At 40.9% G+C, this 16,994-nt stretch carries 17 protein-coding genes; 4 read left to right on the top strand and 13 right to left on the bottom strand.

The features are described from left to right. Window positions 1-33 precede the first annotated feature (33 nt). The 4 genes from frr to rpsB form a co-directional block, all read right to left on the bottom strand. Window positions 34-591, bottom strand: a complete 558-nt coding sequence (gene frr / locus KZZ04_RS09030; protein WP_058405711.1) for a ribosome recycling factor — start codon at window positions 589-591, stop codon at window positions 34-36. A 13-nt stretch (window positions 592-604) separates the two neighbouring features. After that, complete coding sequence (pyrH, locus tag KZZ04_RS09025; RefSeq protein ID WP_006793634.1) at window positions 605-1,354, bottom strand: UMP kinase; 750 nt, start codon at window positions 1,352-1,354, stop codon at window positions 605-607. 157 nt (window positions 1,355-1,511) lie between these two features. Then, on the bottom strand, window positions 1,512-2,363 hold the full coding sequence (tsf, locus tag KZZ04_RS09020; protein ID WP_006793635.1) for a translation elongation factor Ts: 852 nt from the start codon (window positions 2,361-2,363) through the stop codon (window positions 1,512-1,514). 104 nt (window positions 2,364-2,467) lie between these two features. Further along, window positions 2,468-3,196: a 30S ribosomal protein S2 gene (rpsB, locus tag KZZ04_RS09015; protein WP_058405712.1), complete on the bottom strand. Its 729-nt coding sequence runs from the start codon at window positions 3,194-3,196 to the stop codon at window positions 2,468-2,470. 272 nt (window positions 3,197-3,468) lie between these two features. Here rpsB and map point away from each other — a divergent pair, with 272 nt between their 5' ends. The 3 genes from map to dapD all read left to right on the top strand — a co-directional run bounded on the left by map (window position 3,469) and on the right by dapD (window position 7,773). After that, window positions 3,469-4,254, top strand: coding sequence for a type I methionyl aminopeptidase (map, locus tag KZZ04_RS09010; protein WP_058405713.1), 786 nt, complete (start codon window positions 3,469-3,471; stop codon window positions 4,252-4,254). Between the two features lie 62 nt (window positions 4,255-4,316). Beyond that, on the top strand, window positions 4,317-6,935 hold the full coding sequence (gene glnD, locus KZZ04_RS09005; RefSeq protein WP_219422502.1) for a [protein-PII] uridylyltransferase: 2,619 nt from the start codon (window positions 4,317-4,319) through the stop codon (window positions 6,933-6,935). Between the two features lie 10 nt (window positions 6,936-6,945). Continuing rightward, window positions 6,946-7,773: a 2,3,4,5-tetrahydropyridine-2,6-dicarboxylate N-succinyltransferase gene (gene dapD, locus KZZ04_RS09000; protein ID WP_010557180.1), complete on the top strand. Its 828-nt coding sequence runs from the start codon at window positions 6,946-6,948 to the stop codon at window positions 7,771-7,773. Window positions 7,774-7,901: 128 nt separating this feature from the next. On the opposite strand, the gene KZZ04_RS08995 is transcribed toward dapD, so the two are convergent. The 9 genes from KZZ04_RS08995 to pspA form a co-directional block, all read right to left on the bottom strand. Continuing rightward, window positions 7,902-8,933, bottom strand: coding sequence for a DUF2804 domain-containing protein (locus KZZ04_RS08995; protein WP_219422500.1), 1,032 nt, complete (start codon window positions 8,931-8,933; stop codon window positions 7,902-7,904). Between the two features lie 204 nt (window positions 8,934-9,137). Next, the gene (locus KZZ04_RS08990) at window positions 9,138-9,482 is read right to left on the bottom strand and encodes a 4a-hydroxytetrahydrobiopterin dehydratase (protein WP_006793641.1); all 345 of its coding nucleotides are present in this window, start codon (window positions 9,480-9,482) and stop codon (window positions 9,138-9,140) included. Window positions 9,483-9,520: 38 nt separating this feature from the next. Then, the gene (gene phhA / locus KZZ04_RS08985; RefSeq protein WP_138527951.1) at window positions 9,521-10,318 is read right to left on the bottom strand and encodes a phenylalanine 4-monooxygenase; all 798 of its coding nucleotides are present in this window, start codon (window positions 10,316-10,318) and stop codon (window positions 9,521-9,523) included. Window positions 10,319-10,555: 237 nt separating this feature from the next. After that, window positions 10,556-11,737, bottom strand: a complete 1,182-nt coding sequence (gene megL, locus KZZ04_RS08980; protein WP_219422497.1) for a methionine gamma-lyase — start codon at window positions 11,735-11,737, stop codon at window positions 10,556-10,558. A gap of 140 nt (window positions 11,738-11,877) precedes the next feature. After that, on the bottom strand, window positions 11,878-12,906 hold the full coding sequence (locus KZZ04_RS08975; protein WP_219422496.1) for a TIGR01620 family protein: 1,029 nt from the start codon (window positions 12,904-12,906) through the stop codon (window positions 11,878-11,880). Then, on the bottom strand, window positions 12,903-14,327 hold the full coding sequence (locus KZZ04_RS08970) for a YcjX family protein (protein ID WP_219422494.1): 1,425 nt from the start codon (window positions 14,325-14,327) through the stop codon (window positions 12,903-12,905). The genes KZZ04_RS08975 and KZZ04_RS08970 overlap by 4 nt, the downstream gene beginning before the upstream one ends. Before the next feature lie 55 nt (window positions 14,328-14,382). Beyond that, window positions 14,383-14,784, bottom strand: coding sequence for an envelope stress response membrane protein PspC (gene pspC / locus KZZ04_RS08965; RefSeq protein ID WP_058552884.1), 402 nt, complete (start codon window positions 14,782-14,784; stop codon window positions 14,383-14,385). Then, window positions 14,781-15,014, bottom strand: a complete 234-nt coding sequence (pspB, locus tag KZZ04_RS08960) for an envelope stress response membrane protein PspB (protein ID WP_058405720.1) — start codon at window positions 15,012-15,014, stop codon at window positions 14,781-14,783. Before pspB ends, pspC begins: the two co-directional genes overlap by 4 nt. Window positions 15,015-15,080: 66 nt before the next feature. Continuing rightward, on the bottom strand, window positions 15,081-15,740 hold the full coding sequence (gene pspA, locus KZZ04_RS08955; RefSeq protein WP_058405721.1) for a phage shock protein PspA: 660 nt from the start codon (window positions 15,738-15,740) through the stop codon (window positions 15,081-15,083). A gap of 186 nt (window positions 15,741-15,926) precedes the next feature. On the opposite strand from pspA, the gene pspF reads away from it, so the two are divergent. Continuing rightward, window positions 15,927-16,991: a phage shock protein operon transcriptional activator gene (gene pspF / locus KZZ04_RS08950; RefSeq protein WP_219422492.1), complete on the top strand. Its 1,065-nt coding sequence runs from the start codon at window positions 15,927-15,929 to the stop codon at window positions 16,989-16,991. Window positions 16,992-16,994 lie beyond the last annotated feature (3 nt).

Genomic DNA, 16,994 nt, shown 5'->3' with positions numbered 1-16,994 from the left:
AGACGGCGTTTCAAAACTAATAAAATTAGCTGTTTAGATTTCCATCAATTCAGCTTCTTTCGCTGTTAATTGCGTATCCATTTCTTTGATAAATTTATCTGTTAACTTTTGAATTGCATCTTCACCTTGGCGCGCTTCGTCTTCAGAAATATCTTTATCTTTTAATAGTGTTTTAATGTCACCATTAGCATCACGACGAATATTACGAACGGCAACACGGCCGCCTTCTACTTCGCCACGTACAATTTTAATTAAATCTTTACGACGCTCTTCTGTAAGAGGAGGAAGTGGCACACGGATAACTGTACCCGCTGACATAGGGTTTAAACCTAAGTCAGAAGCCATAATCGCTTTTTCCACGGCTTGTGCTAATGACTTATCAAAAACACCAATAGCAAGCGTACGTGAATCTTCAATTGTTACATTTGCAACTTGATTTAACGGTGTAGGAGCACCGTAGTAAGACACCATAATACCATCTAAAATTGCAGGGTGAGCACGGCCAGTACGAATTTTAGAAAGTTGGCTACCTAGTGCTGCTACACTCTTTTGCATGCGCGCTTGCGCATCTTTTTGAATATCGTTAATCACGGTTCAATCCTAATTATTTGATTACTTCATCTGAGGCTTGTGAAGAGATAAGTGTTCCTTCTTCTTCACCCATAATTACGCGTTTTAACGCGCCTGATTTATTCATGTTAAATACGCTCAATGGCATATTATGATCGCGGGCTAAAGTAAAGGCCGCTAAATCCATAACTTTTAATTCTTTATCAATAATTTCATTGTAGCTTAAATGACGGTAAAGCGTCGCCTCTGGGTTTTTCACAGGATCGTCACTAAATACACCATCAACCTTCGTTGCTTTAATTACTGTATCAGCTTCAATTTCAATACCACGTAAACACGCAGCAGAATCTGTAGTGAAAAACGGGTTACCCGTACCCGCTGCAAAAATAACAACGCGGCCAGTTTTTAATAAGCTGATTGCTTCAGCCCAGTTGTACGCATCACATACACCATTAAGTGGAATAGCTGACATTAATCGGCAATTTACAAATGCACGATGCAGCGCATCACGCATTGCAAGGCCATTCATTACCGTTGCCAGCATACCCATGTGGTCACCAACAACTCGGTTCATACCAGCCTCAGCTAATGACCCGCCGCGTAAAAAATTACCGCCGCCAATAACTAAACCCACTTCTACGTCGAGCTCTACTAACTCTTTAATTTCTTGTGCCATACGGTCTAAAACTTTAGGGTCGATGCCGAAGCCTTCGTCTCCCATTAAAGCTTCACCGCTTAATTTGAGAAGAACACGTCTAAAAATAGGTTTGCGATTGATAGTCATAGTTTTGGGGCCAACTTTTATTGAATTATGGATAAAAAATAACCGCGCTTATGTTAAACATAAAAGCGCGGTTATTTTAAAGAATTTCTAAGCGTGAAGCAAAAGCAAATAGTACTTTAATTGCATCTAATTTCCTTATCCTTCACGTTAGTCAATCTTACTCACCTTTAGCAGCAGCAATTTGAGCAGCAACTTCAGCAGCAAAATCTTCTTCTTTCTTCTCGATACCTTCACCAACTTCTACACGTACAAAGCCAGTAACTGTTGCGTTTTTCTCTTTAAGAACATCGCCAACAGATTTTTTAGGTTCCATGATGAAAGCTTGACCAGTAAGAGAAACCTCACCAGTAAACTTCTTCATGCGACCAACAACCATTTTTTCAGCGATTTCAGCAGGCTTGCCTTCGTTCATCGCGATATCGATTTGAACTTGCTTCTCTTTTTCTACAACATCAGCAGGAACATCAGCAGGTGTTAAGTACTCAGGGCTTGAAGCAGCAACGTGCATTGCAACGTGCTTAAGTGTTTCTTCATCAGCAACACCCGCAACAACAACACCAATACGCTCACCGTGACGGTACTCAACTAGGTTTTCACCAGCGATGTACTGTAGGCGACGTACGTTGATGTTTTCGCCAATTTTAGTTACTAGCTCAACACGGTCTTCTTCAAACTTAGCTTGTAAGTCTTCGATAGAGATTGTTTCAGCAATTGCAGCGTCAGCAACTTTGTTAGCAAATGCTAAGAAGCTTACGTCTTTTGCAACGAAGTCTGTTTGACAGTTAACTTCAACAAGTACAGCTACACCCGCATTTTGCTTGATGATGATAGTACCTTCAGCAGCAATGTTACCTGCTTTTTTAGCAGCCTTTGCAGCACCGCTCTTACGCATATTTTCAATCGCTAACTCGATGTCACCATCAGTCTCAGTTAACGCTTTTTTACAATCCATCATGCCAGCGCCTGTACGCTCGCGTAATTCTTTAACTAGGGCAGTAGTTACAGCCATTAGTAAATCCTCAAATCTGAAATCTGGTTTAGATAAGCGGGTTACCCGCTCTACAAGAATAGCAAGTCTTCACCCTAATAAGATGAAGACTTGATGACAGCTAATTACTCAGCTTCAACGAAATCGTCATTCTCAGCTTGAGCAACGATGTTATTCTCGCGACCTTCAGTGATAGCAGCTGCAACAGCGCTAGTGTAAAGGGTTACAGCACGGATAGCATCATCGTTACCAGGAACGATGAAATCAACGCCGTCTGGATTAGAGTTAGTATCTACGATTGCAACAACAGGAATACCTAGGTTGTTAGCTTCACGGATAGCAATGTGCTCGTGGTCAGCATCGATAACAAAGATCGCGTCTGGAAGACCGCCCATGTTTTTGATACCACCAAGGCTCTTTTCAAGCTTTTCCATTTCGCGGTTAAGCATTAACGTTTCTTTCTTAGTTAATTTCTCGAAAGTACCGTCTTGGCTTTGGATTTCAAGGTCTTTAAGACGCTTGATTGATTGACGTACTGTTTTCCAGTTAGTCAACATGCCACCTAACCAGCGGTGGTTAACGTAAAACTGATCGCTCGCGATAGCAGCTTCTTTTACTGCGTCGCTTGCTGCGCGCTTAGTACCAACGAAAAGAACTTTACCTTTGTTTGCAGCAGCGCCAGTTAAAAACTTAAGTGCGTTGTTGAACATTGGTACAGTTTGCTCAAGGTTGATGATATGTACACGGTTACGAGTGCCGAAGATGAAAGGCTTCATCTTAGGGTTCCAGTAACGTGCTTGGTGACCAAAGTGAACACCAGCTTGAAGCATGTCGCGCATTGAAACGTTTGCCATTTTATAGATCCTCTATAGTTGTTTAGGGTTAGGCCTCCACATATCCCATAGCACCAACACCGAAGTATTTAAACTTCTAATGCACCCAAGTGTATGTGACGATACGTGTGTGTGTTAAAATCAAGTTGTGTTTGCCTTAAATACAAAAAATCATTTAAGAATTTATTTGTAAAAAGACGGCGCGCTTTATACCATATTAAAATTAAATACTCAACATCGCGTGCAAAAATTATGCAGCGATAAAATGTTAAAAACGCAACTTTGGAGCCTCAATGAGCGCTATTATCAAGACCCCTGAAGAAATAGAGAAAATGCGCGTAGCTGGTCGCTTAGCAGCAGAAGTACTTGAAATGATCGGCCCACATGTCGTGCCGGGGATCACCACTGATGAGCTAAATACACTTTGTCATGATTATATTGTTAACGAGCAAAAAGCAGTTCCTGCCCCGTTAAATTATCACGGTTTTCCAAAATCAATTTGCACCTCTGTTAACCATGTAATTTGTCATGGTATTCCTAACGACAAACCGTTAAAAGAAGGTGACAGCGTAAATATAGACATCACCGTTATTAAAGATGGCTATCACGGTGATACATCTAAAATGTTTCACGTAGGTAAACCTAATATTCAAGGTAAACGTCTCGCAGAAGTCACCCAAGAGAGCTTATACCTTGCCATTAAAATGGTAAAACCGGGTGTACGTTTAGGTGACATTGGCGAAGCAATTCAAAAATACGCAGAGAGCTTTAACTACTCAATCGTACGTGAATACTGTGGCCACGGTATTGGTAGCGAATTTCACGAAGAACCACAAGTAATGCATTACGGTAAAGCCGGTACAGGTGAAACATTAAAAGCCGGTATGTGTTTGACCATTGAGCCAATGGTTAATGCGGGTAAACGTCAATGTAAACTACTTAAAGACGATTGGACTGTTGTTACACGTGACCGCAGCTTGTCTGCACAGTGGGAACACACGTTATTAGTGACTGAAAATGGTGTTGAAATTTTAACGCTACGATCAGATGATACTATCGACAGGATTATCGAACACTAATAAACCGACGCAGTTGATAGTACGTTTATCAATGTGGAAGGTTCAATGAGGAGCCAGCCCACGTGGCATTACCCAACAAAGTAAAAAAGTTGCTTAGCGATGCTGAGCAACTGAGTGACTATCGCGATTGTTCTAGCTATTTTTATAAATGGTTACATAACGAGTTTTCAAAGCAACCGGTTGGTAATTTAATTAATGCCCGGGCTGAGTTTATCGACCGCCTGTTGATCAAGTTATTTCATGTTTATGACTTATCTCATGAACCTGATCTAGCATTGATTGCCGTGGGCGGTTATGGACGCGGTGAGCTCCATCCTTATTCAGATATCGACTTTTTGTTGCTTGTTACTGAGCAACCAAGTGAAAGTGTATGTGAAAAAATAGGTCAATTTGTGACTATGCTGTGGGATCTCAACTTAGAAATTGGCCACAGCGTGCGCACTATTGATCAAGCAATAGAGCAAAAACGTGAAGACGTAACCTTTGCCACCAGCCTACTGGAAAGCCGTCTTATTTTTGGTAACCATATTGAGTTCGAAAAGCTTAAAAACTTTATACTCGAAACGCCAGTGTGGGGCTCTAATGACTTTTTTGAAGCCAAGGTACAAGAGCAAAACCTGCGTCACCGTAAATGCCATGGTACAGCTTACAACCTAGAACCAAACATAAAAGAAAACCCAGGTGGTCTTCGCGATTTACAAACTATTATTTGGGTAGCCAAAAAACACTTTAGAGCCGAAACACTTCAAGAGCTTATAAATCATGGCTACTTAACCCATGAAGAGTTTCAAGAGCTATCAGAGTGCCTAGAAAACCTGTGGAATATTCGTTTTGCATTACACTTGGCTGCCGGACGCTCAGAAAACCGTTTACTGTTTGATCATCAACCCCTGGCCGCAGAAATACTTGGCTTTGGTAGCGATGGTAAAGCGTCGGTTGAGCGAATGATGAAGCGCTTATTTCGTATCATGAGCCGTGTACGCGAACTCAATCAAATGCTGCTTTCGTATTTTGAGCAAAGCATTTCACCACTGAGCAGCGAAGCAGTCGTTGAAGTACTCGACAGAAACTTTGAGCGAGTTGGTCATCAAATTCGTGTAAAAGACCCATCTGTCTTTTTTAGACGCGACCAGCTTTTTGTTCTGTTTGAGCACATTGCAGAAAATCCAGAAATAACCCACATTTACCCAAGCACCATTCGAACTATTCGCCAAGTGCGCCGTCGTTTACTAGGTGACCTGCAAGATTACGCAGCCTGTCGTGAAGCCTTTTTACGTCTGGTAAAACACCCTAACGGTATGGGCCGTGCATTTACTCTCATGCACAAACACGGCATGCTTGCAGCTTACTTACCGCAATGGCGTAATATATTTGGACAAATGCAGTTTGACTTATTTCATGCCTACACGGTCGATGAGCACACCCACAAATTAATCAATAATATTTACCAATATTTTGATAAAACGGGCGTGAGTGAGTTTCCAATTTGTAGTGAAATAGTTACCCGTATGGATAAACCTGAGCTTTTATATTTAGCCGGTATTTTTCATGATATTGCAAAAGGCCGTGGAGGCGATCATTCAGAGCTTGGCTCTGTTGATGCCATTGCATTTGCTAAATTACATGGCTTCCCATCATCCGATGGCAAGCTTATAGCATGGCTTGTTGGTAATCACTTACTTATGTCTGTAACTGCACAGCGTAAAGATATAAACGACCCGGGTGTAATTAAAGACTTTGCAACACGTGTAAAAACAGAGCGTCAACTCGACTACCTTTATTGTTTGACCGTGGCAGATATTCGTGCCACTAACGACAACCTATGGAACGATTGGAAAAACACCCTACTACGCGAACTTTATTTGCACACACAACGTGCATTGCGTCTAGGCCTTGAAAACCCAATGGACCAACGCGACCAAATCCGTGATAAAAAGCACCAAGCAAAACAGCGCTTACTTAACTTAGGGTACCTTGAAGAAAAAATTGACCTAATTTGGAGCCGCTTTAAAGCAAACTACTTTACTGCATTTAGCGAGCAACAAATATCGTGGCAAACCGAGCATTTATTAAATAGCACCGATTTAAGTCAACCGAGTGTAATTGTGTCGAATGCGCCGATGCACGGTGGCACACAAGTTTTTGTTTATAGTCCCTACTCAGGTGCGCTATTCGCTCGCTTAGTAAATATTATTGGTACTAAAAAAGCACAAATCCAACATGCACAAGTACTCACCACTAAAGATGGTTACGTACTATTTAGTTTTGTAATTCTTGAAGTGAGTGGCGACCCTATCGCAAGCAGCCGTTCGCAATCGATTAAACGCGGCCTTGAGCAAGCACTTAACGACCCACGTAAAAAAATTCGCTTTAAAAAGAGCCGCTCGCAACGTTTTAAAGACTTTAACATTAAGCCTAAAATAGTGCTTCGCCCTCATGCTCGTAAAGATCGCAGCTTAATTGAAATACAAGCTGTTGATATACCGGGCCTACTAACCAAAATAGCCGAAGTTTTCCAAGCACATTTACTACACATTCACGCAGCCCGAATCACAACGGTAGGTGAACGTGCAGAGGATTTCTTTGTTGTATCTAATAACGAATATCAAGCGCTAACCGATGAAGAGCAAGCAAAAATTCATCAGGCATTGCGTAAAAAATTCAACGCCGAAACAGAATAAGAGGACATACATGTCAGATTTAAAAACAATGATCGAAAATGCATGGGATAACCGTGACAGCATTAGCCCAAGCACAGTATCTAGCGACGTAAAACAAGCTATTATCGACGCATTAGAGCTGCTCGACAGCGGTGCAGCCCGTGTAGCTGAAAAAATATCAGGCGAATGGGTTGTACACCAATGGCTTAAAAAAGCCGTATTACTGTCGTTTCGTATTCGCGACAATCAACCAATGAACGATGGCGTAAACCAATTTTATGACAAAGTGCCGCTTAAATTTAGCGACTACACGCCGGAGCAATTTCAGCAAGGCGGCATGCGCGTAGTACCAAACGCAGTAGCCCGTAAAGGCAGCTTTGTAGGTAAAAATGTCGTGCTTATGCCATCGTACGTAAACATTGGTGCCTACGTTGACGAAGGCACCATGGTAGATACATGGGCAACTGTAGGCTCATGTGCACAAATTGGTAAGAACGTACACTTATCTGGCGGCGTTGGCATTGGCGGCGTTTTAGAGCCACTACAAGCTAACCCAACCATTATTGAAGACAACTGTTTTATTGGCGCACGTTCTGAAATTGTTGAAGGCGTAGTAGTAGAAGAAGGCGCTGTGATTTCAATGGGCGTTTATATCAGCCAAAGCACCCGTATTTATGACCGTGAAACCGGCGAAATTCACTACGGCCGCGTACCAGCAGGCGCAGTAGTTGTGCCAGGTGCATTACCATCAAAAGATGGCACTCACAGCCTATACGCTGCAATTATTGTGAAAAAAGTAGATCAACAAACACGTGAAAAAGTAGGCATTAACGCCCTACTTCGCTCGATTGATGATTAATAAGAAACTAATAACATTAGAATAAATTATTGATGAAAAAATAAGGCTCTGAACTTCTTTAATTTAGAGCCTTATCTTTTTCATTCGTAGTTATGATTAACTTTACGTTAATACCCAAAAAAGTACATCTACCATTTTGAATAATGATCTTCCACTAAGCCCCACTGCCCGTTAAGTATTATCACTTCATTTGGAAGTGTTATTTCACCGAAGTAACGACCAATTTTTTGTGTGAAATTCGTCGCCACAATGAGTAAGTTCGTTTTATCAAAGCGGTGACTTACAGGTTCAAAAATAAGATTAATCATGCCGTCGTTTGAGTGGAGTTCCCACTTAGCACAATCAGTTTTATCGCCATAACGGTTAAATTTAAAATCAACCATATCAATTTTGTATAGCTTGCCGTCAAGCCAAATGGCATTTTCAGTAAATCCTGTTTCAATTACACCTGCTGAAAGGTTTAATCCTAAATTGCGTCCACCTGGTAATTTACAGGCAAGGCTTGCCCAATTCCAAAACGTTTCACGACGCATATAGCCTGCACTCCAATCTACACAGGCAAGTGCGTTCATACTGCTAAAATCGTAGCGGGTATTATTTAACATAAGCGTACCATGGCAATTTAGCCCTGCTGACTTTTGGGTAAAATGAAAACCTGCATAACCAGCCCGTGCACATACACTCAGAGGAATATAATTATCTGACTCGTTAATTATTGCATCAAGAGACAGTGTGGTGCTTATTTTAACTGTTACCTTTCGCTCTCCGGGCCTGTCTGTTGTATTAATGTAAACGCTATTATTACCCTTTTTAAAATAACTATTGCCTGAATTTGGCTGAGGCTCAATGAGTGTGTCTTTAGAAAATAGATTTACAAAGCTGTACTCGTTTAGCTGATTTGTTTTTAAATTATAAACATAAACAAAGCAGTTACTGGCAATTTTCAGATCAACGATCGCAAGCCCAACGACTAATTCTTCGCAAGTAATGCTTATAAATTGGAACTGGTTAAACTTAAGTTTTTTTGCAAGCATACCGCATGGTTTATCCATTGAGTTTCTTAAGTCAAAATCCAAGTAATTAATATGTTTAATCCCTTGCGGGAATAAACCAAAGTTAGCCTGTCCATCAGGGTTAATAAGCTGCAGTTTTGTTGCCATGTAACCATCCTTTTTTATACAGCCTATATTATTCTCGGACACAAAATAATCAACCTAGAATATAACTACATGGCATATATTTGTTTTGTTATCCATATGCTTTTTGTTGTAACAATTTTAATTGTAGAAGGTGATAATTTACCAAAGCCAATAAAAAAGCACTTATAAAAATAAGTGCTTTTAGTTTGCTCAATTAATTTTTTATTACAGTGCGTTAAACACGTCGTCTGTTTTAGCTGCGCAAATAAAGTCGTTTTTGTGCAGGCCTTTAATTGAATGGCTCCACCATGTAACGGTTACTTTGCCCCACTCGGTCAATAAACCTGGGTGGTGGCCTTCATCTTCTGCCATGTCGCCAACTTTATTGGTAAACGCGATAGCTTGCTTAAAGTTTTTAAATTTATAAACACGTTCAAGCTGCATAATGCCGTCGCGTACTTCAGGTACCCAGTCTGGGATTTTAGTAATTAATTGTGCAAGCTCTTCGTCAGACACTTTTGGAGCATCTACGTGGCAAGCTTCGCATTTTTGTTCACTTAATGAAGACATCTTAAATCCTTACTTTAGCGTTTCTTTTTAAATTAAAGTTAACTAGCTAATTTTTCTTTTGGTGGAAATTTTGGGTCGTGCAAACCAAGCGCTTTAGCTTGCTCTACCAAAGTCATAATATCCATTTGCGATATATCAAATAGATCATGAATAGAATTAATGGTGTAGTACTGTGGCTGCATAATATCAATACGGTACGGCGTACGCAGCACATCAATGACGCTCATTGGCGTTATTTCTGGTGTATCTGAATACACGTATTGCGTTTCACCCGGGCTTGATAAAATACCGCCGCCATAAATCCGCAGTCCGTTTTCGGTTTGCATTAAACCAAACTCAACGGTAAACCAGTACATACGAGCTAAGTATACGCGATCTTTTTTCTGCGCCGCATAACCTAGTTGGCCGTATTTGTGTGTGAATTTGGCAAAATCTGGGTTTGTTAGCATGGCGCAGTGGCCAAATATTTCATGAAAAATATCTGGTTCTTGGAGATAGTCAAACTCTTCACGACTACGAATAAACGTCGCTACCGGAAATTGTTTGTTTGCCAACAACCTAAAAAACTCATCAAAATCGATAAGTGCTGGCACTGGCGCAACCTGCCAGCCAGTAGTGGCAAGAAGTACCTCATTAAGCTCACTTAATTGCGGTATACGATCGTGTGGAAGATTTATTTTTTTAAGCCCATCCATGTACTCATCGCAGGCCTTGCCTTCAATGCATTCAAGTTGGCGTGCCACTAGCTCTGACCAAATTTTATTTTCTTCTTCGCTCCAGTGTATGACGCCATTTTCGTCTGGTGTTTTGGAGGTGTATTTACTTGATTTAGCCATAAGTACCTTCTTGGGTGTATACCCTAAATGTGTGTCAGTGTGATACTCAAGATTAGTGAATATCTAATGCAGCCATACTATGCAAAAGTGAACAAAAGTTTAATAGATAGGCTAACATCTGTGCTTGGCACGATCACATGAACTGTAAATTAAAAATTACAGCAATGGTGCTTTTAATGTACAGCCCCAAATTTAAAGGCATTTAGGCCATATTCATGTGTATATAAAAAATTACACCTAAACTATTTGAGCAAATGCTTGGTCTAAATCGCTAATAATGTCGTTAACATCTTCAAGCCCAACCGAAAGCCTGATCAGCCCATCACTTATTCCAGCAGCAGCTCGCTCCTCTGGTGTATAAGGAGAATGAGTCATAGAAGCAGGGTGCTGAATGAGTGTTTCGGCATCGCCTAGGCTGACAGCAAGTGTACAAAGCTTCATGCTATCAATAAATTGCGCGCCTTGTTGTAAGGTGCCTTTTATTTCAAACGCAATTACGCCGCCTGCAGCTTTCATTTGATTACCAATAAATTTATACCCTGGATGAGATTTAAGCCCCGGGTAATAAACAATATTAACCTGCGGGTGCGCCTCTAAGTATTCGGCTACTGTTTGGGCACTTTGACAGTGACGCTCCATACGTATGGCTAAGGTTTTTAATCCGCGATTTATAAGCCATGCGTCGTGTGGGCTTATCGTGGCACCAATGTCTTTTAGTACGGTCATTTTAATTAGGGTGATATGCTCGAGCGATCCACACACAAGTCCTGCCACTACGTCGCCATGGCCATTTATGTATTTGGTGGCACTGTGCATAATTATATCAATGCCATATTGTTTTGGTGATTGCAGCAGCGGCGTTAAAAAGGTGTTGTCGACCACGCTAATTAAGTTGTGCTGTTTAGCAATAGCGCCAATAAGTGCTAGATCAATTACAGCCATTGTTGGGTTTATAGGTGTTTCTACAAATATCATTTTTGAATTTGGTTTAATCGCAGCGCGAAGTTCGGCCTCATTGGTCATATCAACAAACGTCACTTCGATTCCCCAACGCGGTAACATGTGTGCAAAAAATGCGAATGTACATCCATACAATGTACTTGAGGCCACTAGGTGGTCGCCTTGTGATAAAAAGCTCAATACCGATGCAGACACAGCGCCCATACCGGTAGCCGTTGCCGCAGCCGCTTCACAGCCTTCTAGCTGTGCTATTTTTTGTTCAAGCTCGGTGGTTGTTGGGTTACCTAGACGAGTGTAAATATAGCCTGGTTCGTCTCCTGCAAAACGTGCGGCACCTTGTGCTGCATTTTCAAAATGAAAGGTTGATGTTTGGTATAACGGAGAGGTTAATGCGCCATGAGGATCGTTTGCTTTTTGCGGGCCATGAATACATTGTGTATGAAGATGATGCTTGGTCATTATCTTTGTGCTCATTTTTATTATGTGTTGTTAGTGACATAGATAAAAACGTACCACAGTTTAAATCACAAGCATGCCGGATGCTCAGATGGCTATTTGTGCAAAGTTTACCCGCTTAGCTGTACACAAATATTTCCATGCTATTGTGTAGGCTCTGTTTTTCCTCGTTTTATAATTTTACCTGCAATGCTTTGTACGGTCTCTTTTAGCAAGCTCCGCTTGTGCTCGAGCCTTGGTAAAGGGCGACTTAGCTCCATAGCTTTGTAGCCTATACGCGCTGTAAAAATACCAGCGCTGACACCTTGTGCTGCTCGCCCAGAAAGTTTACCCAATAACTCAGCACTTAGCGCCGTTGCCGCTAAATCAGATACAAGCTCCGCACTACCCACAAACATGACTTGCTTTATAAGCATGCGATAAAGCTTAATTCGACTAGCATAGCCAAATCCAATGCCATAAATTTTACCAATTTGCTCTATTAGCTTGGTGCCACGCCACAATACTGCCATCATATCCACTAGCGCAATTGGGCTCAGTGCAACCAATAATGCGGACTCGGTTGCGAAACGATTTATAAGCTTTTTCGCTTGAGTATCTTGGGTGACCAATAAGCTATTTGCGTATAGTGTCATTATTTCTTTATCGCTGTGATGCTCTGCAACTTGGCTTTTAAAAGTGTCGAAGTTATCAAGCTGTTGGTGTTTATTTAACTTTTCAAGCCAAGGCAATGCCCCGCCTACTTGCTCACTATTTAAAAGTCTATCGGCTTCAACTCTATGCAACTGGTTACGTTTTAAACTGCGCAACATTGAATATTCTCGCCACAACATTCGTCCAATTAACACTACACCGCTGACAACGGCGGTTAAATAAACACTGCCTAAAATAATAGATTGCTGAAATGTAAATACTAACGAAAACGCAAACTCTAAAAGTACAAGCACAATAAAGCTAATCGCAAAAATACCTTTTAAGGTTTGCCATTTTGATTTTTTATAAACTGGAGTTAGATCAATTTCAGGCTCAAGTGTTTCGTCATCAAAGTCATCGTTATCATTACTTTGCCCGTGCTCAATCACTTTTGCAGGAACTAAAGCGGGTTCAATTTGTTCAACATCTTGTGTGTCTATTCGGCGACCTGCTTGAAACTGAGGTTGTGTCTCATTCATGATAATTTGTCTCCTAACAAGTACTGCATTACATGATCAAGGCGAATGTGTTTTAGTTGTTTATCAGGGCATGGCATGGGCGTAAACGATAAAAACTCAAAACCTTGTGCGGGCCATTCAGCTTTACTAAGCATGCGCCTCGGCGGCTGTGGCGGTAAATAAGTTAACCAGTCTTGCTCGTTTAAAGGTTTACCATAAATACAATCAAGCGTTTGGCCTTTATCATTTATTTGGCGCGGTTGCGTAGCCGTTATTGACGACATAGCCATGGTTTCTATTTGCACACCATCGAATTTTAAATAGTTAGTTTGCTCATGCACAAGCGAATCGAGCAGTAATGCTAAGTCTTTATGGTGCTTGGCACTGATGTGATCTGATTTATTTGCCGCAAAGAGTATTTTATCTATGTTGGGTTTAAATAAACGTTTGAAAAAGCCTGACTCGCCGTAATTAAAGTGGGCGAGTAATTGATTTATTACGCTACTTTGCTCTTGGAGTGTTGCATGGCCTTCGTTTAAAGCACTTAATACATCGACTAACACTATTTGACGGTCAAAATGTTTAAAATGCTCGTTGTAAAAAGGCTTAACCACTTCTTTTACATAAGCATTAAAGCGCTTAATAAGATGCTCTAAATTAGATCCCGCAATAATATCACCGCTATTAAACTGCTGAGAATTAACAGGGAAAAATAATAATAGCGGCGCACCTTTTAAGTCACTAGGCATTAGCATTCGCCCAGGTTGTAGCATAGCTAGTTTGGTGTCTTTTTTAAGACCCACCAGCATATGTTGGTAAAGCTCAGCAATTTGTGAAAGTAAGCTCTCATCAACAGGTGCGTTTAAGTCAAGCTGCTCAAGCGCATTTAAAAAATCATTAGACGTATTTACGCGCGGGTGTTGCAGTAATAAGGGGTATTGAAGATCACACCACTGCTCATAGCTTTGCTCAAGCATGGGTAAGTCAAGTAACCACTCGCCGGGGTAATCTATAATATCTAAGTACAACGTGGATTGCGGTGAAAAATGCCCACGTAAACCCGTATTGCTCTGATATTTTATTGCCAAACGAAGTGTATTAATGCGCTCAGTCGATGCGGGCCATTTTGGTTCGCCGTCACTTGGTAAAAGAGAATTAAGCGCACGCGTATAATCAAAAGTGGGAACGTTAAGCGCCTCTTGCGGTACAACTTTGGTAGCAATATGGCGATGCTCTCGCATTACGTCAAAAAACGGGAGGTTTTTATCGTTTGCTTGTGTCGTTAATTGCTTTACTAAGGCTGTAATAAAGGCGGTTTTACCGCTACCACTTAACCCGGTAACAGCCAATTTCACATGCTGATCTAAACTTCGGTGAAGGGCTTTTTGTGCACTGCCTTTAATACTTTTAAAGGTCTTTTTAGCAAATGAAGTACGACTCATAATGGGCTAGCACTTCATTGATGCTTAATCACCTAATAAAGTGCCATTAAATCCTTTAAAGTTTATTGATTTCACGGCTTACCGTAAACTCGCTAGAGGTAACGTGGCGTTCCATATCTTGAAGGCGTGTATCTACTCGCGCTAAACGCTCTTTTAAATCTTGTAAAGCGCGGCGCGGAGGCTCACCCTTTTGCCATACTTTAAATTTTACTTCTAACGGATCGTCAGCTTTGGTTGAACTACTGGTATGTGCAGTCGTTGGCTCTTTTTTGTCTAAAATAAACCACGCTGCAATATACGCTACCACAAATAATGGGCCACCTGCTAGCAGTACCGCACTAACAAATATAATGCGAACTAACCATAACTCCATATTAAAGTAGTCACTTAATCCCGCACACACTCCGGCTATTTTACCGCGCTGTGGGTCTCTTAATAATTCGCGTTTGGCATTCATATTTTGCGTCTCCATTGTGGTGACTCTTGATCAAGCAATGCTTCAAGTGTTTCTACTCTATCAGCCATGCGTTCAGCTTTATGTGCTAGTTCGAGTAATTGGCGGTGTTCATGTTCACTTAAACCTTGGCTGACTTGCTTTTTGCTACGGTAGTGTAAAATTAACCACAGTGGCGCAACAAAAATCATAAATAAGATAAATGGTGCAACTAGTATCTCTGGATCAAACATAATCCTCTCCTGACAATCCGTTCAAATATGTTAAGCAGTGGGGCACATTACATGCCCCTGTATAAATTACTTATCAGCAAGCTTCTTTTTAAGTTCAGCTAGCTCATCATCAATTTTTTCATTTTTTTGTAAATCAGCAATTTCGTCTGCTAACGTTTGCTTACCTAAATCGTAAGACTCTATTTGAGATTCTAGTCCATCAATTTTAGTTTCGTAACGTTCAAAGCGATTAAGTGCGTCTTCTACTTTAGAGCTATCAAGTGCTTTTTTCACTTCTAGGCGCGACTCAGCTGAACGCTGGCGAAGAATTATTGCCTTTTGACGTGATTTAGCATCAGCTAACTTTTCTTGTAGTGTGGTCACTTCTTGCTGAAGCTTCTCAATATGAGACTCTACATGCTCAAGTTCACCTTCAACAGCACTCACTGCATCTGCCGACTTTTGCTTTTCGAGTAATGCTGAACGTGCTAAATCTTCGCGGTCTTTACTAAGTGCTAACTCAGCTTTTTCTTGCCAGTCACTTACTTGAACTTTAAGTGTATCTAGGCGGCGAACAATTTCTTTTTTCTCAGCCAAAGTTTTAGCTGACGTAGAACGCACCTCTACCAGTGTATCTTCCATTTCTTGGATAATCAGACGCACCATTTTTTCTGGGTCTTCTGCTTTATCTAAAATGGCATTGATATTAGAATTAACAATATCTGCAAAACGTGAAAAAATTCCCATAACATTTACCTCTGTAATTAAAACTTAGTTAGTCTGCTTTAACTAGTATCAATATGCTTGCCAACTTTTTAAAAAACAAAATACACTTTATTTTCATTAAGTTAAACTAAATATACAAATTACTTTAGTTATTCATAATTATGAAATACACTAACAGTTAGTAAAAATGACCAAGACTTAGGGAATATGAGCCAATATCGCCAACAAGACAATTTACTAGGCCAATCAGACAGCTTTTTATCGGTGTTGGATCAAGTATCGCAACTCGCTAATTTAGATAAGCCGGTGCTTATTATTGGCGAACGAGGCACAGGTAAAGAGCTTATTGCTGCTCGCTTACATTTTTTATCTAAGCGTTGGGATCAAAACTACGTAAAGCTAAACTGTGCAGCCTTGAACGAAAACCTGCTCGAAAGCGAATTATTTGGTCATGAAAGCGGCGCATTTACCGGGGCCAGTAAACGCCACGAAGGCCGTTTTGAACGCGCTAACAGCGGTACGCTATTTTTGGATGAATTAGCAAATACATCTGCCATGGTACAAGAAAAGCTTCTTCGCGTTATAGAGTACGGTGAGTTTGAACGCGTTGGCGGTAAGCAAACTGTTAAAGTTGACACCCGCTTAGTATGCGCCACCAATGAAGACTTACCATATCTTGCAGAACAAGGTGAATTTAGAAGCGATTTGTTGGACCGATTAGCATTTGATGTAATTACCCTCCCTCCACTGCGTGAACGTCAAGACGATATTATGCTGCTTGCAGAGCAGTTTGCGATGAACATGGCACGCGATTTAGAGTGGGAGTTATTCAGTGGCTTTACCCGAAGCGCTACAGAAACACTTTTATCGTATGATTGGCCAGGAAATATTCGTGAGCTTAAAAATGTGGTTGAGCGTAGTTTGTATCGCCACGGTAGTGAACATATTCCCGTTCACCAGATTATTTTAGACCCATTCGAGAGTCCATTTAGGCCAAAAGCGCGTATTAAAGCTCCCATAACTCCACAGCATGTAAGTGCTGAGCCTATTTCAGTTGCCGCGCCTGTAAGCATTTCTGAGCAAAAAGTAGACGCTGATATTCAATTTCCTTGTAGCTTAAAAGAGCGCTCAAATGAGTTTGAAATAAATATGATTAATAAAGCGCTTGAGCACAGCCAATTTAATCAAAAGAAAACTGCAGAAGTACTTAGTTTAACGTATCATCAATTACGTGGGTATCTAAAAAAATACAATTTGTTGGATCAACAATAGTTA

This window comes from Pseudoalteromonas sp. CR1 (genome assembly GCF_019392235.1).
Taxonomy (GTDB): Bacteria; Pseudomonadota; Gammaproteobacteria; order Enterobacterales; family Alteromonadaceae; genus Pseudoalteromonas.
The sequence above is the reverse complement of the archived record's forward strand: the minus strand, read 5'-3'. Positions and strand labels throughout refer to the sequence as shown.